We start from the raw sequence: 15,641 nt of genomic DNA, 5'->3' as shown, positions 1-15,641 counted from the left end.
CTTGCCCTCTCCATTCCCTTATACCCATGGGTTGAATGGAACCCAGGTCCACCAAGGTTGACATGTATCTGACATCGAAATGCCGCATTCCTGCGCGCGCCGTGGGGTTTCTTGCTCTTTTTTCCGTAGCATCCGCAGGCGTGGGGAGCGCCCATGCCCAGGCGACGTCCGCGCCCGCCAAGGCTGTCACCTTGGCGTCAGTCGCCACCGGCCTGGTGAACCCGTGGGCCGTGGCGTTTCTGCCTGAAGGCCGGTTTCTGGTCACCGAACGGCCTGGCCGCATGCGGGTGGTGGAGGCCAATGGCCAGCTCGGCCCGGCGCTGGCGGGCCTGCCGAGCATTGCCGCGGGAGGGCAGGGCGGCCTGCTCGACGTGGTGACAGACACCGACTTTGCGAAAAACCGCCGCATTTTCTTCTGCTATTCGGAGCCCGGCGCCGCAGGCACCTCGGACAACAGCACGGCGCTGGCACGTGCCACGCTGGCCCCGGACAACCGCTCGCTGCAGGACGTGAAGGTCATCTTCAGCCAGAAGCCCAAGGTGGCAAGCAACCTGCACTTTGGCTGCCGCATCGTGCAGGCGGGGGACGGCAACCTGTTTTTGGCCCTGGGCGAGCGCTACCACCGCAAGGACGATGCGCAAAAGCTCGACAACCACCACGGCAAGATCGTGCGCATCACGGCCGATGGCGCTGCCCCGGCAGACAACCCGTTTCGCGAGCGCGCCAGCGCCTTGCCCGAGATCTGGAGCTACGGCCACCGCAATGCCCAGGGGGCGAGCTTGGCGCCGGACGGCAAGCTGTGGATGCACGAGCATGGCCCCCAGGGGGGTGACGAGATCAACCTGCCCCAGCCCGGTCGCAACTATGGATGGCCGCTGATCACCTATGGCGAGAACTACGGCGGTGGTAAGGTGGGCGAAGGCACGGCCAAGGCGGGCATGGAGCAGCCGATGCACTACTGGGTGCTTTCCATCGCGCCCTCGGGCATGGCCTTCCTGACCAGCGACCGCTATGGCGCCGCCTGGCGCGGCAGCCTGTTCGTGGGCTCGCTCAAGTTCGGCACGCTGCACCGGCTCGAAGTGTCGGGCGGCAAGGTGCAACGCGAGGAGAAGCTGCTGCAGGGCAACAACGAGCGCATTCGCGATGTGCGCCAGGGCCCCGATGGCTGGCTCTACCTGCTGACCGACAGCCCGCAGGGGCGCCTGCTGCGGCTGGCACCGGCTCCTTGAAGGTCCGCCGAGGGGTCTGGGGCTGCGACAATGGGGCATTCCCATTGAATTCCTGGTACACGCCATGCTGCTCGACGCCTCCGAATCCCAACTCGTCCTGGTGGATTACCAGGAACGCCTGATGCCCGCCATTGCCGAAGGCGCCGCCGTGCTGGCCAATGCCCGCCGCCTGGCGCAGATCGCGCAGCTGCTGGAGGTGCCGGTCTGGGGCACCGAGCAAAATCCCTCGCGCCTGGGGCCCAATGACCCGGCGCTGCGCGCGCTGTGCGCCAAGACCCTGGCCAAGATGCACTTCAGCGCCGCCGAAGAAGGCCTGGGCGAGTGGCTGCGCCCCCCCGCCAAGGCCCAGCAGGGCGGCAATGCACGCAGCCTGCCCAAGCACCTGCAAAAGCCTGCCCAGCAGGCGCCCGAGCGCGGCACCATCGTGATAGCGGGCTGCGAGGCCCATGTGTGCCTGCTGCAGACGGCGCTGGACCTGATCGACGACGAGTTCGAGGTCTGGGTGGTGACCGACGCCTGCGGCTCGCGCACCGACCGCAACCGCGACGCCGCCTTCGACCGCCTGGCCGGCGCGGGCGCCGAGCTGGTGACGACCGAGATGGTGGCCTTCGAGTGGCTCGGCACCTGCGAGCACCCTGATTTCAAGGACGTGCTGGCGCTGATCAAGTAAGCGAGGCGCTGGCAGGCACATGTTCACCTTTGGCCGCGCCCATGAGGTACAGCACGCGGTGCGTTTCGTCGGGTCCCCTGAAAAAGCAGCCCTGCTGGTAGCGGTGATCGACGCGGTCCATGACCTGCTGGAAGGGCATGGTTCCGAGGTGGTGGTGCTGGGTTGCTTGCGCACCGCCTTGGTCGAGGGCCATTCGGGGACCTGGGAGTCTGCCGGCGGCTGGTTGCGCAAGCTGGGCACCGACTATCCCGCCACCCGGGCATTGTGGACCGAGCTTGCCGCGCATCGCAGCGCGACGGTACGCTTTCGCGTGGCTTGCCAGGTGGAGGATCTTGCGGAGCCTCAGCGGTCCGACATCTTGCGCCTGCTGCTCCAGGACCCGAGCAAGCGGGTGCGCGAGCGCTTGGAAGGGCAGACGCCCTGAAGATTGGCGTGTCTGTGCGTCAGCTTCCAGCAAGCCCATCATGAATAATTATGAATTCAGAAATGCGCTCCGTGCAGGGTGCGCAGACGAGATGCTGGAGACACACCATGACGCACTACGCAGATTTCTACCGCCAATCCATCGAGCAGCCTGATGCCTTCTGGGCCGAGCAGGCGAAACTCATCGACTGGCAGACGCCCCCGCAGCAGATCTGCGACTACAGCAACCCGCCGTTTGCGCGCTGGTATGTGGGCGGCACCACCAACCTGTGCCACAACGCGGTGGACCGGCACCTGGCCGCGCGGGCCGACCAGCCCGCGCTGGTGGCCATCTCCACCGAGACCGACAGCGAGCGCAGCTACAGCTTTGCCGAGCTGCATGCCGAGGTGCAGCGCATGGCGGCCGTGCTGCGGGCACTGGGCGTGAAGAAGGGCGACCGGGTGCTGATCTACATGCCCATGATCGCCGAGGCGGCGTTTGCCATGCTGGCCTGTGCGCGCATCGGAGCGCTGCATTCGGTGGTGTTCGGCGGCTTCGCCTCGGGCTCGCTGGCCTCGCGTATCGAGGATGCCGAGCCCGTGGCGGTGGTCAGCGCCGACGCCGGTTCGCGCGGCGGCAAGGTCGTGCCCTACAAGCCGCTGCTCGACGAGGCCATCGTCCAGTCGCGCCACAAGCCGGCCGCCGTGCTCATGGTCAACCGGGGCATGGCGCCGATGACGTTGCACCCCGGCCGCGACCACGACTGGGCGGCCCTGCGCGCGAAGCACCTGAACGCCGTCGTGCCCTGCGAATGGGTCGAATCCGCCCACCCCAGCTACACCCTGTACACCAGCGGCACCACCGGCAAGCCCAAGGGCGTGCAGCGTGACACGGGCGGCTATGCAGTGGCGCTGGCGGCCAGCATGCGGCATATCTTCGACGCCAAGCCTGGCGACACCTATTTCGCCACCAGCGACATCGGCTGGGTGGTGGGCCACAGCTACATCGTCTACGGGCCGCTGATCGCGGGCATGGCCACCATCATGTACGAGGGCCTGCCCACGAGGCCCGATGCCGGGGTGTGGTGGAGCATCGTCGAGAGTTACCGGGTCACCCACATGTTCTCGGCCCCCACGGCCGTGCGCGTGCTCAAGAAGCAGGACGCGAGCTGGCTGCGCAAGTACGATGTATCGAGCCTCAAGGCCCTGTGGCTGGCCGGCGAGCCGCTGGACGAGCCCACGGCGCAGTGGATCAGCGATGCGCTGCGCGTGCCCATCATCGACAACTACTGGCAGACCGAGACCGGCTGGCCCATCCTCACGCTGGCCAATGGCATCGAGCAGCAGACCACGCGCTTCGGCAGCCCCGGCAAGGCCATGTACGGCTATGCCGTCAAGATCCTCGATGAAGCGACCGGCGAGGAACTCACCGGCGCCAACCAGAAGGGCGTGGTGGCCATCGAGGGACCGCTGCCGCCCGGCTGCATGCAGACCGTGTGGCGCGACGACGAGCGCTTCGTCAATACCTACTGGAAGAGCATCCCCGGCAAGCTGATCTACAGCACCTTCGACTGGGGCATCCGCGATGCCGACGGCTACCACTTCATCCTGGGCCGCACGGACGACGTGATCAACGTGGCTGGCCATCGCCTGGGCACGCGCGAGATCGAGGAGAGCATTGCCTCGCACCCCAACATCGCCGAAGTGGCGGTGGTGGGCGTGGCCGATGCGCTCAAGGGCCAGGTGGCCATGGCCTTCGCCGTGGCGCGCGACGCCAGCGGGCTCGACGACCCGGCTGCGCGCCTGAAGCTCGAGGGCGAAGTCATGCAGCGCGTGGACCAGCAACTCGGTGCCGTGGCCCGGCCTTCTCGCGTGCACTTCGTGACCGTGCTGCCCAAGACGCGCAGCGGCAAGCTGCTGCGCCGTGCCCTGCAGGCCGTGGCCGAGCGGCGCGACCCGGGCGACCTGACCACCATGGAAGACCCGGCTGCGCTGCAGCAGGTGCGGGAACTGGTGGGGCAGGCAGGTTGAAGCTCAGCGGGCGGGCTTGATCTTGCCGCCCGCGCCGCGCACGCTGGTTTCGATGAGATCACGCAGGTCTGCAGGCAGGTCGGCCACCGGCAGCGTGCTGAACTGGGCCCGCGAAAAAAGCAGCAGCCATACGCGCTCGAACTGCCAGATCTCCTGGATGCTGGACCAGGGGAGGGTGGCCATGCTGGCCCCTGCCTGCAGCGTGAGGCTGTCCCCGTCCGCCCGCAGTGTGGCGTGTGGCGTTGCTCCCATGTCCCTGAGCCTGGTCATGGCATTGCGGTAGTGCGCCACATAGACCATGGCGGCCACCAGCGCGCAGATGGCCACCGACGCACCCAGGGCCCCCATTTGCCAGGACCGGTCGCCCCGTACCACCAGTGTTCCCAGCCAGGCCGCCATTGCGCCGATGACCAGCAGCGTGCGCAGGCCCACGGACCGACGCCAGAAACAGAGGACCGCATGGCGGACCAGGTCGGGGGAGTAATGCAAGGTGGTTTCCAGGGGCATGGCATGTACGGCGTGGGCGAAGGGCCGCAGTGTGCCACCGGTCGGCATGCCCGCAGGCGACGCTTCAGTGGGGCCGCGATCGCTGCCACCCCGCCGGTGTCTGCCACTGGGCCGCCCAATCCACGAATTGCTCCACGGCCATGGGCCGGGCAATGCAGTAGCCCTGGGCCTGGGCGCAGCCCAGCTGCTGCAGCATCTGGCCCTGCTCGATGGTTTCCACCCCCTCGGCGATCACGCGGTAGCCGAAGGAGCGGGCCAGGCCGATCACGCCCTGCACGATGGCCAGGTCGCCCGGGTCGCCCATCATGCCGTGCACGAAGCTCTGGTCGATCTTGAGCGTGTCCATGGGCAGGCGGCGCAGGTAGGTCAGCGATGAATAGCCGGTGCCGAAGTCGTCGAGCGACACGGTGACGCCCAGCTCGCGCAGTTGCGTCAGCGTCGCGGCCACGGCGCTGATGTCGTAGAGCGCGGCACTCTCGGTGATCTCGATCTCCACCTGGCGCGGGTCGATGTCCGGGCGCTGCGCCAGCATGTGGGCCATCCAGTCGGCAAAGCCGGCATGCTGCAGGTGCAGGGCCGAGATGTTGATGCTCACGGGCAGGGCGAGGCCGTGGCCGTTCAGCCGCCTGAGCAGGTTCAGGGCGGCCTCGACCACCCATTGGCCGAACTCGATCTCCAGTTCCGTGCCTTCCAGCAACGGCAGAAAGGCACCGGGCGGCAGCAGGCCGCGTTCGGGGTGCTGCCAGCGGGACAGGGCCTCGGCGCCCACGATGGCGCCGCTGCGCATGTCCACCTTGGGCTGCAGGTGCAGGATGAACTGCGCGCCCGCAATGGCATCCTGCAGGTGCTTGCCCTGCTCGCGCTGCGCCACCAGGGCCCGCTCCTGCGCGGCATCGAACTGGTGGAAGCGGTTGCGCCCGGCCTGCTTGGCCGCATACATGGCCTGGTCGGCATGGCGCAGCAGGGTGTCGGCATCGGCTTCATCGAGCGGGAACACGGTGTAGCCGATGCTGGCGGTGACAACCACCCGATCGGTGTCCAGCGCGTAGGGGGCGGAGATGTTCTCCATCACCCGGCCCAGCATGCGCTCGCACTCGGCGGTGTCGGCCAGGTCGGGCAACAGCATCACGAACTCGTCGCCCCCCAGGCGGGCCACGCTGTCACCGGGGCGCAGGGCGCGCGAGAGCCGGCCCGCCACCATCACCAGCAGGCGGTCGCCGGCACCATGGCCCAGGCGGTCGTTCACGGGCTTGAAACCGTCGAGGTCCAGGTAGCCCACCCCGAGCTGGGTGCCATGTTCGCGCGCCTGGTCCAGGCACTCCTGCAGCCTGCGCGCCAGCAGCACGCGGTTGGGCAGGCCGGTGAGGGCGTCGAAGTGCGCGAGTTTTTGCAGCAGCACCTCCTGTTCGCGCTGGGGCGTCACGTCCAGCGCCACACCCAGCATGCGCAGGGGCTGGCCGTCGGCGCCAAAGCTCACGATCTTGCCCAGGTTGCGCACCCAGCGCGTGCCTTCGTGGGGGGCGGGCACCTTCCAGGTGGCGTCGAACGGCGTGGCCGGCCGTGCCGCGTGGCGTGCCACCTCGGCCGTGATGCGGTCGATGTCATCCGCTGCCACGACGCTGCTCCAGCGCACCGAGGTCGGAGTGACGGCCCCTGGCATCCGCCCCTGCATGGCCGCCCAGCGGCTGTCGCCCGAGATCGTGCCACGCTCCATGTTCCAGTCCCACAGGCCCAGCGAAGCGGCCGAGATGGTCAGCGACAGCAGTTCCTCGCGTTCGCGGATCTGCTCTTCCTGGCGCTTGCGGTCGGTGATGTCGTGCACCGAGAACAGCCAGCAGGGCTCGCCGTCGAAATCGATGGGACGCATAGACTGCAGCACGGTCAGCCGGGTGCCGGGGCGGCCATTGAGCGTCACCTCGTGGCTGGCCTGCGGGCCCGCCCGCTCAAAGGCCTGTATCAGCCGCTGGCGCTCTTCCTGGGTGAAGATGCCCAACTCCACGGCGGTGCGGCCCACGGCTTCCTCGCGTGGTATGCCCAGCAACGTCTCCCAGGCCGGGTTCACATCCAGGTACTGCCCATCGCTGCGGCGTGACAGGCCCATGGGGAAGGGCATGAGCTGAAAGATGCGCGAGAACCGCTCCTCGGACTGGCGCAGGCGCTCGGTGGCGCGCTTGGCTTCGTCAATGTCCTGCATGACCCCGCGCACGCGGGTGACGCGGCCGTTTTCGATGACGGGCTCGCCGCGGGCACGCACCCAGACCAGCCGGCCATCGGTGTGGTGCACTTCCAGCTCCATGCTCCACTCGGCGCGCTCGAGGATGCTGGAGCGAAAATGGTTGCGCAGCGTCTCGCGGTGGGCGGGGGCCACCATGCGGTCGATGTAGTCGCCCGGCAACGGCGAACCGGGCGGCATGCCGTGGATGTCAAAGCACACGTCCGACCAGTAGACCAGGCCCTGGCCGCGCACGTCCTCCCAGGCGCCCAGGCGCGCCAGCCGGCCGGCCTGCTGCAGGAGCCCGTTGAGTGCGCGCAACTCGTCGCTGGTGCGTTGGGCTTCGGTCATGTCGTGGAAAACGAAGACGAAACAGTCTTCCCCATCCACAAGCACGGACCGTGCCGACATCAGCCCCGGAATGCGCACTCCGCCCCGCTGCGCCACAAGGGGCAGTCGGTCCACCTGGCCGTGGCGCTGGAAGGCGTCCAGCAGGCGCTTGCGCTCCTCGTCGGTGGCCCAGATCCCGAGCTGGGTCGAGGTGCGGCCCAGCACTTCGCTGTGCGGCAGGCCCAGCAGCTCGCAGAACGCGGGGTTCACGTCGACGTAGCGGCCGTCCGAGATGCGGCTGATGCCCGCCGCATCGGGCAGCGTCTGGTAGAACGAGGTGTACTTGGCCTCGGAGTCGCGCAGCGCCTGCTGCGCTTCGCGGTGCGCGGAGATGTCCACGTCCATGCCGATCATGCGCAGCGGCTGGCCCTGGGCATCGCGCAGCGCCACCATGCCGCGCGACATCAGCCAGCGCCAGCGCCCGGCGGTATCGCGCACACGGAACTCGGCTTCGTAGGACTCCTCCAGCCCATCCATGGCACGGGCCAGCCGGGCGGCGTTGCGCTCCCTGTCCACCGGGTGGCGCAGCTCGTACCAGCGTTGCCACAGGTCTGGCGCCGCGCGATCGGCTGCGGTGATGCCGAACAGGTCGTAGAAACTGCCTTCGCAGCGGAACTGGCGCGTTTCCACATCCCACTCCCAGCGGCCACCATTGAGGGACTCAAGCGCCATGCGCAACTGCTGCTCGCGCTGACCAAGGGTGTGCAGGACCGACGTAGTGGCCACCAGCGACTGGGCCTTGCTGATCAGCAGCAGCCGGCAGGCGCCCAGCACCACGATGCCGACGCCATTGTTCCAGGGCAGATTCGTCCACCAGTCCACCGTGGCAGGGCCAGGAGAGGGGATGCCCGCCAGCGCCAGCACGAGCCCGCTGACCACGGGCAGTGTCAGTGCCAGGCCCAGCAATTCGCGCCAGCTGCTGCGCCCGCTGCGCAGCGCCAGTTGCCGCCACAAGGCCCCGGTGGCCCAGGCGACGGCCAGCACCCAGGCGCCGACAAGCGAAGCTGAGCCCTGTATCCAGGTCCCTGCCAGCAGGGCCAGGCCTGCGGTGAGTGCGGTTGCCCGGGCGCCAAAGCACAGGGCCACGAAGGCCGTGGCCGTCGGGTAGACCACCATGCCGGGGCCCGGCGCCTGAAAATTGAGCATACCCAGCATGGCCGCCGAGACGAGGCCGCCGGCGACGCCCGCCAGCCATTCGGTGCGCCGCGAAGGGGCCAGCACCTCCATGGGCGGCAGCAGGGCCAGCGCCAGAACGGCCAGCAGCAAGAGCAGGCTGCCCGCCAGCAGGGTGCTATGCGCCATGGTGCCCATGGCCTGGTTTGTGTGCACGCAGGCTTGCGCCCGCCGCCTTGCGGGTGGCGTCAGGCTTGCACGGCGATCCCGTGGCATGTGAAAGCGTGCTGAAAACCGACGCAACTAAGAGCATGCATCGAGTTTAGGGCCGTTCCGGGGCCTCCACGGCGGGGCCGCGCGTCCTGACAAGCCCGGTTGACAACAGCGTGCCGGTGACGATCACGAGTGCGCAGCCCACCGTCCATGCGGTGATGCGCTCCTCAAGGAACAGGGCACCGTAGAGCATGGCGAACACCGGGGTCAGGAATGTCACCGCCAGAGCCCGGCTCGGACCGGCATGGGCGATCAGCCGAAAATACAGGATGTAGGCAATGCCTGTGCACAGCACGGCGATGGCGATGATGGCGCCCCAGGCGCGGGGTCCCGGCATCTGCGCAGGCCAAAACCAGAGGGTGGGCAGGGCCAGCCCGAGGGCCGCGCCCAACTGGCTCCCCGTGGCGGTGGCCAGTGGGGGAATGCCGACCAGGCGCGTGCGCGCAAAGCTGGCCGCCAGCCCATAGAACGCCGACGCCAGCAGGCAGGCGCCGATGGCCCACAGCGCCTGGTCGCTCTTGAAGCCTGTGCCCGCCGGGGCCTTCCAGGCCAGCAGGGCGACGCCGAGAAATCCCAGCGCCAGCCCGACCCAGCGCAGGCGGCCGATGCGGTCGCCCAGCCACAGCCAGGCGATCAGTGCACCAAACAGAGGCACGGTGGCATTCAGGATGGAACTGAGCCCGGTGGCGATGTGCAGCACCGCCCAGGAGAACAGCGCGAAGGGGATGGCCGAGTTGATGATGCCGGCCACCATGATGGGCCGCCAGTGGCGGCGCAAGGCGGGCCAATGGCCTTGGCGCAGCATGATGGGCCACAGGAAGACGGTGGCCAGGGTCACGCGCAGCCCGGCCGTGGGCAGAGGCCCGAATTCCGAGGCGCCCATGCGCATGAACAGAAAGGACGCTCCCCAAAGCGAGGCCAGCAGCACGAACTCGCCGATCCAGGCGGAGACGGGTTTCGATCCGGAATCGCTCATGCCGCCAGCGGGCGCGCGCCCTCGATGGCCAGCAGGGCGCCCTTGCGGTCCAGGCCGCCGGCATAGCCGGTCAGGCTGCCGTCGGCGCCCAGCACCCGGTGACAGGGCACGATCACGCTGACCGGGTTGCGCCCGACAGCCGCGCCCACGGCCCGCACCGCGCGCGGGCGGCCCAGGTCGTGGCTCAGGGTGCCATAGGTGGTGGTGGCTCCGCAGCCGATGGCCAGCAGGGCGCGCCATACCTCCTGCTGGAACGGCGTGCCGCCCGACAGGTCCAGCGGCAGGTCGAAGCCCCTGCGCTTGCCGTGCAGAAACTGTTGCAGCTGCGTGGCGGCTTCCTGCATCAGGGCATGGCCCGGCGCTTCGGGCCAGGCGCCGGGCCCCTCCAGCAAGGCGGTGGGCTGGTGCCGCTGGCCGTCGAACCACAGGCCGACCAGGCCCTGGGGGGAGGCAGCCAGGCGCACGGGGCCCAGCGCGGAAGTGGTGCGCGATTGCACCGTGGCAGGATGGAATTGCATGAGAGGGGCTGGTTCAGAGGGGTTTTTGTGCAGCAGCGCCGGGCAGGGGCAGCTCCGCCCAGGCGCGCAGCACGGCGTAGCTGCGCCACGGGCGCCAGGCCGCCGATGCCTCGGTGGCGGTGCGGGCCGGGTTTTTCTGGCCCTGCACGCCCAGGGCCTTGTGCAGTGCCACGTCGCCCGCCGGGAAGGCGTCGGGCCAGCGCAGCACGCGCATGGCGATGTACTGGGCGGTCCAGTCGCCAATGCCGGGCAGGGCGCACAGCGCTGCTGTCGTGGCGGCCACGTCGGCACCGGCATGCAGGGCCAGGTCCCCGCTGTCCACCGCCTGCGCCAGGGCCACGATGGCCGCCTGGCGCTGGCGCACGATGCCCATCTGACCGAGCACGTCGCCTTCGACACGGGCCAGCACGGAGGGGGGCGGGAACAGCCGGCTCAGCTCGGGCCAGGGCGTGGCAATCGGCTCGCCCAGCCGCTCCACCAGCCGCTGGCCCAGCGTGCGGGCGGCGGCCACGGTGATCTGCTGGCCCAGCACGGCGCGCACGGCCAGCTCGAAGCCATCGAAGGCCCCGGGCACACGCAGGCCGTCGCCGTCGGGGAAGCGCCCGTGCAGCACCGCGTTGATGGCGCTGGGCTCGGCATCCAGGTCGAGCATGGCGCGCACCCGGGCGATCACCACGGGCAGCACCGGGTACAGGCTGTCGCTGGTTTGCAGCAGCACCTGGTGGCGGGTGGTGTCGAAGCGGGCGCTGAGCCAGCCGGTGGCTTCCAGCCCGCCGGTCACGGCGGGGGCCAGGCGCACCGTGCGGCGCAGGGCGGGGGCGCCGTCGCCCTCCTGCTGCACCCATTCCACCCCCAGGAAGCGACGGCGCTCGAAGAAGGCAAGCAACGCCGCCACGTCGAGCGGCGGGCGGTAGGCCAGGCGCAGCGTGCCCGTGCTGCCGGTCCCTTCCACGCTGCCGCTCTTGCGCAACTGGGTGGGGTTGAGCCCGTAGTGTTCTGCAAACGCGGCGTTGAAGCGGCGCACGCTGCCAAAGCCGCTGGACAGCGCCACCTGGGTGATGGGCAGGGGGGTATCGGTCAGCAACTGCTTGGCGGTGAGCAGGCGCCGCGTCTGCAGGTACTGAAGCGGGGAGACGCCCAGGGCCGCCTCGAAGATGCGGCGCAGGTGCCGGTCGCTCACGCCCAGGCGTTCGGCCAGCCGGGCGACGGTGGCCCCCTGGGTGTTGTCCCGTGCCCAGCCCTCGGGAGCGTCGAGCAGGCGCACGGCCTGCTGCACCAGGATGCCCGAGGCGTCCTGCACCGACCAGGCCAGGGACTGCGGCGCCAGCTCGGGCCGGCAGCGCAGGCAGGGCCGAAAACCCGCGCTTTCGGCCTGCGCTGCCATGGCAAAGAAGCGGCAGTTCTCGCGCCGCGGCGTGCGCACCGAGCACACGGGGCGGCAGTAGATGCCGGTGGACGTCACGCCTGTTAAGAAGCGCCCGTCGAACCGGGCATCGCGGGTCTGCAGGGCCAGGTAGCGGCCCTCGTCCTCCGCCGCCGGAGCGGCGGACAATGGCGGGGCGAGGGGTCTGGGTGGCTGGGGCATGGGGGAATGATAGGGCCCGCCTACAAGCAGTCTGGCCGTTTTCGGACATGTGCCTCGGCGCGCTCCGGTCTACCGTTGAGGGGCATCCCGGCGCAGCATGGGGTGCCCCCTACAATCCAGCGCACCGTTCCAACGCTCACAGCAAAGGCCCCCCACGTGCAACCCACGCCTGCCATTTTCAAAGCCTATGACATCCGCGGCATCGTGCCGTCGACCCTGAACGAAGAAGTCGCCCTGGGCCTGGGCCGTGCCTTTGGCACGGCAGCCCGCGCCGAAGGCCAGACGGCCGTGGCAGTGGGCCGCGACGGCCGCCTGTCCGGCCCGGCCATGTCGGCCGCGCTGATCCAGGGGCTGGTGGAGGCGGGCATCGAGGTGATCGACGTGGGCATGGTCACCACCCCTCTGTTGTACTTTGCCGCCAGCACACTGTGCAAGAGCGGCATCCAGGTCACGGGTAGCCACAACCCGCGCGACTACAACGGCTTCAAGATGGTGCTCAACGGCCGTGCCATCTATGGCGAGGAGATCCAGTCCCTGCGCCGCACCATGGAAGAAGAGAGTTGGCAGCTTGCGTCCGGTGGCAGCGTGCGCCATGTGGACGTGCTCCCCGCCTACCGCGAGCGCATCACCGGTGACGTGAAGCTCGCCCGCCCGCTCAAGATCGTGGTCGACTGCGGCAATGGCATTGCCGGCGCCACGGCCCCGGGCATCTTCCGCGCCCTGGGCTGCGAGGTGATCGAGCTGTTTTCGGAGGTGGACGGCAATTTTCCGAACCACCACCCCGATCCGAGCAAGCCCGAAAACCTGCGCGACCTGATCGCCGCGCTGCAGGGCAGCGACGCCGAATTGGGCCTGGCCTTCGACGGTGATGGCGACCGCCTGGGCATCGTCACACGCGACGGCGTCAACATCTTTCCCGACCGGCAGATGATGCTGTTCGCCCAGGACGTGCTCTCTCGCGTGCCCGGTGGCAACATCCTCTTCGACGTGAAGTGCACCCAGCGCCTGGCGCCTGCCATTGCCGCTGCGGGCGGCGTGCCGGTAATGTTCAAGACCGGCCACTCGCTGATCAAGGCGCGCATGAAGGAGCTCGACTCGCCCCTGGGCGGCGAGATGAGCGGCCACATCTTCTTCAAGGAGCGCTGGTACGGTTTTGACGACGGCACCTACGCCGGCTGCCGCCTGCTCGAGATATTGAGCCGCCATGCCGACCCGAGCGCCGTGCTCAATGCACTGCCCACCAGCTTTTCGACCCCCGAACTCAACGTCTCGTGCGCCGAGGGCGAACCGCACCGCCTCACGGCCGAGTTGCAGGCCCTGGCGGCCGGCACCTTCAGTGAACCTGCCAAGGTCAACACCATCGACGGCCTGCGCGTGGACTGGCCGGACGGCTTTGGCCTGATCCGTGCCAGCAACACCACGCCGGTGCTGGTGCTGCGCTTCGAGGGCCATACCGAGGAGGCGCTGGCGCGCATCGAGGCGGCCATGCTGGCATTGCTGCACCGGGTCAAGCCCGACGCGAAGCTGGGTGCAGCCGCCCACTGATTTACAGGCCCGATCCCATTTTTGCGAACGCGTTCTCCTTGACCACCCCCATGCCTTCCTTGCTGTGCATCGCCGCAGCGCAGTCGATTTCCGCTCCCGGTGAAGTACGGGCCAATGTGCAGGGGCACCTGTCCATGGTGCACGAAGCAGCCCGCCATGGCGTGCAGCTGCTGGTGTTTCCCGAGCTGTCGCTCACCGGCTATGAGCCTTCGCTGGTGGCCGGCCTGGTGCTGGATGCGCAGGACGCCGCGCTCGCGCCCCTGCGCGACGCCGCCCGTGCCACCGGCATGGCGCTGGTGGTGGGCGCACCCGTGGCCCCGGTGGTGGCGGGGGACAAGCCGGCCATCGGCGCCTGGGTGTTTGGGGCCGATGGCAGCGCTGCGCTGTACCGCAAGCGCTACCTGCATCCTGGCGAAGAGCAGTTTGCCAGTGCGGGCAACGAAGATGTTTTCCTGCGCACGCTTGCGGGGCAGCCCACGGGGCTGGCGGTGTGTGCCGACACCACGCACCCTGAACATGCCCTGGCGGCACGCCATGGCGGGGCGGCACTGTATGCCTGCGGTTCGGTGATCTCCGAGGGTGGGTATGCCAGGGATTCCAGCCAGTTGCAGGGCTACGCGGCCGACCTGGGCCTGGGCGTGCTGATGGCCAACCATGGCGCGCCCACGGGCGGCTATGTCTGCGCAGGCCGCAGCGCCTTCTGGGCGCCGGGGGGCGAGGCAGTCGTGGCCGCACCGGGGGCAGGGGCCTGCCTGGTCATTGCCTCCCGCCAGGGCCTGGCATGGCAGGGCCGCGTGGTCGACGTCGTCGCGCAATGAGACCCCGCATGACCACCGCACGCGCGCTGTATTCCATGGTCACCTGGGCGGCCCAGCCCCTGCTGCGGCGCAAGCTGCGCCGCCGCGCCGCTGCCGAGCCCGGCTATGCCGTGGCCGTGGGCGAGCGCTTTGGCCGCTACCCGCAGCCCATCGACAGCCTGGTGCTGCACAGCAGCACCGACCCGCTGGGCCAGTTCGTCTGGATCCATGCCGTGTCGCTGGGCGAGACGCGCGCAGCCGCCATCTTGCTGACCGAGTTGCGTGCCCAACTGCCCGGCATGCGCCTGCTGCTCACCCACGGCACCGCCACCGGCCGTGCCGAGGGGGAAAAGCTGCTGCAGGCGGGCGACGTGCAGGTGTGGCAGCCGTGGGACACCCAGGGGGCCGTGCTGCGCTTTTTGCGCCAGTTCCGCCCGGCCATCGGCATTCTGATGGAAACCGAGGTCTGGCCCAATCTGGTGGCCGCCTGCCGGCAGCGCGGCGTGCCGCTGGTGCTGGTCAACGCCCGCTTCAATGAACACTCACTGCGTAAGGCCCGGCGCGTGTCTCCCCTGGCGCGCCCGGCCTATGCGGCGCTGACGGCGGTGTATGCCCAGACCGAGGACGACGCCGAACGCCTGCATGCCATTGGCGCGCAGGTGCACGGGGTGTTCGGCAACCTCAAGTTCGATGTGGTGCCCGATGCGGCGCAGCTGGAGCTGGGGCGTGCCTGGCGCGTGCAGGCCCTGCGCCCGGTGGCCATGCTGGCCAGCAGCCGCGAAGGCGAAGAGGCGCTGTGGCTGGACGCGGTGCGCGCCTGGATCACCTCCCGCGCAGATGCTGCGCAACCCGTGCAATGGCTGCTCGTGCCCCGGCATCCGCAGCGCTTCGATGAAGTGCAGCAACTGCTCCAGGGCGCCGGCCTCACGGTATCGCGCCGCAGCACCTGGAGCCTGCAGCCCGAACCGGCGGACGTGTGGCTGGGCGACTCGCTGGGCGAAATGTCGCTGTATTACGGCATGGCCGACGTGGCGTTGCTGGGCGGCAGCTTCGCCCCCCTGGGTGGACAGAACCTGATCGAGGCCGCCGCCTGCGGCTGCCCCGTGGTGCTGGGCCCGCACACCTTCAATTTTGCAGAGGCCGCCGAGCTGGCCTGCGCCGCCGGGGCGGCGCAGCGCGTGCCCGACCTCACGGCCGGGGTTGCGCAGGCCATGCAACTGGCGCGCAACCCCGTGCAGCAAGCGGCTGCCAGCGAGCGCGCGGCCCGCTTTGCGCGCCAGCACCGGGGTGCTGCCCGCGCCACGGTGCGGGAACTGCTGCAGCTGGTGCGCCAGCGCACGGTGGGGCGGCACGAAGAAGACGCCAATGCCTGAGCCGCAGCCGTCGCTGGCGT

Annotated in this window: 12 protein-coding genes; 7 read left to right on the top strand and 5 right to left on the bottom strand. The window is 69.3% G+C overall.

Annotation, left to right across the window (positions count from 1 at the left end):
• Positions 1 to 62 precede the first annotated feature (62 nt).
• The 4 genes from QYL93_RS06475 (at position 63) to QYL93_RS06460 (ending at position 4,332) form a co-directional block, all read left to right on the top strand.
• Complete coding sequence (locus QYL93_RS06475) at positions 63 to 1,229, top strand: PQQ-dependent sugar dehydrogenase (RefSeq protein WP_370876945.1); 1,167 nt, start codon at positions 63 to 65, stop codon at positions 1,227 to 1,229.
• Between the two features lie 64 nt (positions 1,230 to 1,293).
• On the top strand, positions 1,294 to 1,899 hold the full coding sequence (locus QYL93_RS06470; protein ID WP_305742887.1) for an isochorismatase family protein: 606 nt from the start codon (positions 1,294 to 1,296) through the stop codon (positions 1,897 to 1,899).
• Between the two features lie 19 nt (positions 1,900 to 1,918).
• Positions 1,919 to 2,323, top strand: a complete 405-nt coding sequence (locus QYL93_RS06465) for a hypothetical protein (RefSeq protein ID WP_305742886.1) — start codon at positions 1,919 to 1,921, stop codon at positions 2,321 to 2,323.
• Between the two features lie 107 nt (positions 2,324 to 2,430).
• On the top strand, positions 2,431 to 4,332 hold the full coding sequence (locus tag QYL93_RS06460; protein ID WP_305742885.1) for a propionate--CoA ligase: 1,902 nt from the start codon (positions 2,431 to 2,433) through the stop codon (positions 4,330 to 4,332).
• A 3-nt stretch (positions 4,333 to 4,335) separates the two neighbouring features.
• Here the strand turns inward: QYL93_RS06460 and QYL93_RS06455 are convergent, their stop codons facing one another.
• From QYL93_RS06455 to QYL93_RS06435, 5 genes are all read right to left on the bottom strand, one after another.
• The gene (locus QYL93_RS06455) at positions 4,336 to 4,839 is read right to left on the bottom strand and encodes a YcxB family protein (RefSeq protein ID WP_305742884.1); all 504 of its coding nucleotides are present in this window, start codon (positions 4,837 to 4,839) and stop codon (positions 4,336 to 4,338) included.
• 64 nt (positions 4,840 to 4,903) lie between these two features.
• Positions 4,904 to 8,743: an EAL domain-containing protein gene (locus QYL93_RS06450; RefSeq protein WP_305742883.1), complete on the bottom strand. Its 3,840-nt coding sequence runs from the start codon at positions 8,741 to 8,743 to the stop codon at positions 4,904 to 4,906.
• Between the two features lie 133 nt (positions 8,744 to 8,876).
• Positions 8,877 to 9,803 (bottom strand): DMT family transporter, encoded by a 927-nt coding sequence (locus tag QYL93_RS06445; RefSeq protein WP_305742882.1) that lies wholly within the window; start codon positions 9,801 to 9,803, stop codon positions 8,877 to 8,879.
• Positions 9,800 to 10,321 carry a methylated-DNA--[protein]-cysteine S-methyltransferase gene (locus QYL93_RS06440; protein WP_305742881.1) on the bottom strand — a complete coding sequence of 174 codons (522 nt, stop codon included), beginning with the start codon at positions 10,319 to 10,321 and terminating at the stop codon, positions 9,800 to 9,802. The genes QYL93_RS06445 and QYL93_RS06440 overlap by 4 nt, the downstream gene beginning before the upstream one ends.
• Before the next feature lie 13 nt (positions 10,322 to 10,334).
• Positions 10,335 to 11,906, bottom strand: a complete 1,572-nt coding sequence (locus QYL93_RS06435; RefSeq protein WP_305742880.1) for a DNA-3-methyladenine glycosylase 2 family protein — start codon at positions 11,904 to 11,906, stop codon at positions 10,335 to 10,337.
• Between the two features lie 156 nt (positions 11,907 to 12,062).
• On the opposite strand from QYL93_RS06435, the gene QYL93_RS06430 reads away from it, so the two are divergent.
• The 3 genes from QYL93_RS06430 to QYL93_RS06420 are packed head-to-tail and all read left to right on the top strand — an operon-like array spanning position 12,063 to position 15,621.
• Positions 12,063 to 13,451 (top strand): phosphomannomutase/phosphoglucomutase, encoded by a 1,389-nt coding sequence (locus QYL93_RS06430; RefSeq protein ID WP_305742879.1) that lies wholly within the window; start codon positions 12,063 to 12,065, stop codon positions 13,449 to 13,451.
• A 50-nt stretch (positions 13,452 to 13,501) separates the two neighbouring features.
• Positions 13,502 to 14,269: a carbon-nitrogen hydrolase family protein gene (locus QYL93_RS06425; protein ID WP_305742878.1), complete on the top strand. Its 768-nt coding sequence runs from the start codon at positions 13,502 to 13,504 to the stop codon at positions 14,267 to 14,269.
• Between the two features lie 8 nt (positions 14,270 to 14,277).
• Positions 14,278 to 15,621, top strand: a complete 1,344-nt coding sequence (locus QYL93_RS06420; RefSeq protein ID WP_305742877.1) for a 3-deoxy-D-manno-octulosonic acid transferase — start codon at positions 14,278 to 14,280, stop codon at positions 15,619 to 15,621.
• Positions 15,622 to 15,641: the final 20 nt, after the last annotated feature.

Source organism: Acidovorax sp. A1169 (assembly GCF_030704685.1).
Taxonomy (GTDB): Bacteria; Pseudomonadota; Gammaproteobacteria; order Burkholderiales; family Burkholderiaceae_C; genus Acidovorax.
The sequence above is the reverse complement of the archived record's forward strand: the minus strand, read 5'-3'. Positions and strand labels throughout refer to the sequence as shown.

Coding starts and splice junctions, on each gene's coding strand:
- QYL93_RS06450 (WP_305742883.1), bottom strand. CDS start 8,743: ATGGCGCATAGCACCCTGCTGGCGGGCAGCCTGCTCTTGCTGCTGGCC.
- QYL93_RS06435 (WP_305742880.1), bottom strand. CDS start 11,906: ATGCCCCAGCCACCCAGACCCCTCGCCCCGCCATTGTCCGCCGCTCCG.
- QYL93_RS06475 (WP_370876945.1), top strand. CDS start 63: ATGTATCTGACATCGAAATGCCGCATTCCTGCGCGCGCCGTGGGGTTT.
- QYL93_RS06445 (WP_305742882.1), bottom strand. CDS start 9,803: ATGAGCGATTCCGGATCGAAACCCGTCTCCGCCTGGATCGGCGAGTTC.
- QYL93_RS06425 (WP_305742878.1), top strand. CDS start 13,502: ATGCCTTCCTTGCTGTGCATCGCCGCAGCGCAGTCGATTTCCGCTCCC.
- QYL93_RS06460 (WP_305742885.1), top strand. CDS start 2,431: ATGACGCACTACGCAGATTTCTACCGCCAATCCATCGAGCAGCCTGAT.
- QYL93_RS06420 (WP_305742877.1), top strand. CDS start 14,278: ATGACCACCGCACGCGCGCTGTATTCCATGGTCACCTGGGCGGCCCAG.
- QYL93_RS06440 (WP_305742881.1), bottom strand. CDS start 10,321: ATGCAATTCCATCCTGCCACGGTGCAATCGCGCACCACTTCCGCGCTG.
- QYL93_RS06455 (WP_305742884.1), bottom strand. CDS start 4,839: ATGCCCCTGGAAACCACCTTGCATTACTCCCCCGACCTGGTCCGCCAT.
- QYL93_RS06465 (WP_305742886.1), top strand. CDS start 1,919: ATGTTCACCTTTGGCCGCGCCCATGAGGTACAGCACGCGGTGCGTTTC.
- QYL93_RS06470 (WP_305742887.1), top strand. CDS start 1,294: ATGCTGCTCGACGCCTCCGAATCCCAACTCGTCCTGGTGGATTACCAG.